The following is a 1,943-nucleotide window of genomic DNA, read 5'->3' as shown; positions in this document are numbered from 1 at the left end:
GTGGGCTCGGAGATGAGTAGAAGAAGCGGACCTGAGCCCCTCGGGGCAACCCGGCTCAAGCCGGCACCTACAGCCCGACCAGCCAACCCAGGCCCCGCCCACAGCCACGGCCAACGGACCGACGGGCCCGGGCCCGCCCAACAGCCACGCCCCGTCAGGCCTGGTCCGCAAAGGCATGGGCCCCGCCCGGCACCCACAGCCCCACGGGCCTACAGCCACCGCCCGGGCCCCGCCCGACAGCCACGGCCCAACGGGTCAACCCGAGCCCCTCTGAGGCAGCCCGGCCGCCACCCAGCGACCCCGGCGCAAACGGCCGACCAGGCCCGGCCCTGCCACCGCCCGGGCCCCGCCCAACAGCCTCGGCCCGTCGGGGCCGGCCCCGGACCGACAACCACGGCCCACCGGCCGACCTGAGCCCCTCCGAGGCCTAATGGGCCCACCAGGCCCGCTCCCGCCATGGCCCGGGCCCGCCAGGGCCCAGCCCCCGCCGCCAGGGCCGAGGCCCCTGAGCGGGGCCTCGGCCCTGGCGGCCGGACCTGGCCCCTCCGGGCAGCCTAGGCTGCGTACAGGTCGAACGTGGACCGCTTGGGCCCCGCCACCACGTCCAGCGCCGGATCCACCGTCAGCATCGCCTGGTGCAGCCGCTGCAACTGCGGCGACGGCTCCACCCCCAGGTCCTCGATGAGCCGCGTCCGCAGCCGCCGGTACACGTCCAGCGCCGTCGCCTGCCGCCCCGACCGGTACAGCGCCACCATCGCCTGCGAGTGCAACCCCTCGTGCTGCGGATGCCGCGCAATCAGCTCCGTCAGCTCCGCCAGCAACTCCGTGTGCCTGCCCAGCCGCAGGTCCACGTCGATCCGCCGTTCCACGGTGACCAGCCGGCTCTCCTCCAGCCGCATGACCTCGATCTCCAGGATCGGCCCCACCCGTACGTCGACCAGCGCCGGCCCCTGCCACAATCCCAGCGCCTGCCGCAGCAGCCCGGCCGAGGTCTCGTCGTCGCCTTCCTCGAACGCCGCCTGCCCCCGCGCGACCAGCGCCTCGTACTCGTGCACGTCCACCGATTCCGGCGGAATCTGCAACAGATAGCCCCCGTGCCGCGTGGCAAGTATTTCCTTCGCGCCACCGGGGCCGCCCGGCCCCATCGCCGTACCGAGCCGCCGCCGCAATTGCAGTATGTACGTCTGCAGCGTGGTCAGCGCGCTCTGCGGGAGCTCGGTGCCCCAGATCTCCTCCATGAGGGTCGGGACCGGCATCACCCGCCCCGGATACAACGCGAGGAGCGTCAGGATCTGTCGTGGTTTCCGCGCCGTCGGAACAATCGATCCCCCGTTGACCTCGGCACTCAACGGACCCAGAACCTGAATCTTCACGGTCTCCTCCGCACCTCGTCGAGTTCCCCTCGATTTTCAGCCTTCGACGGAGGAACGGTAGCGGGACACAGGGCAATGTCACCGCACCCTTGAGCCTGCTTCGAGCCCGCCTCCACGCCCGCAATTGACCGCGGGCCACCGTTTTCCTGAGCACCCTGCACGCCCATGGAATTCACATGGAATTTCACCACCATGGAACGTGGAATTCCCCTGGAGCCGAGCCCCGCACCGCACGACAAACGCAGGACGAACCCACGGAAGGGGACGATGGGGAGGGGCGAGCCCCCTCTACCCGATGCGCCCCAACGGCGCCACCAACGTTCCCCCCGCCCTTGCGGCGACGTACACGGCCAGCTCCCGCAGACAGGGCTGGTCGTACAGCACGACGGAACGTTCCCGCAGCCCGAACACCCGGTTCACGGCCGCCACGAACTCCGCCCCGCGCAGCGAGTCCACGCCCATCCGCGCGAACGGCTCCGCAGGGTCGATCTCCCACACGTCACAGCACAGCACTGCGGCAAGCTGCTCCCGCAGCACCTCCCCCACCGCAGCGACCCCGGCCACCCGGGC

At 71.6% G+C, this 1,943-nt stretch carries 2 protein-coding genes; both read right to left on the bottom strand.

What is annotated here, in order from left to right:
- Positions 1-554 precede the first annotated feature (554 nt).
- Positions 555-1,373, bottom strand: coding sequence for an AfsR/SARP family transcriptional regulator (locus EF918_RS35315; RefSeq protein ID WP_125652928.1), 819 nt, complete (start codon positions 1,371-1,373; stop codon positions 555-557).
- Positions 1,374-1,661: 288 nt separating this feature from the next.
- Positions 1,662-1,943, bottom strand: a 282-nt coding sequence (locus EF918_RS35310; RefSeq protein ID WP_185922085.1) for an acyl carrier protein, incomplete at its 5' end; no start/stop codon positions are given.

The sequence above is a fragment of the Streptomyces sp. WAC06614 genome (assembly GCF_003949795.1).
GTDB lineage: Bacteria > Actinomycetota > Actinomycetes > Streptomycetales > Streptomycetaceae > Streptomyces.
This window is presented reverse-complemented; position numbering and strand designations above follow the sequence as displayed.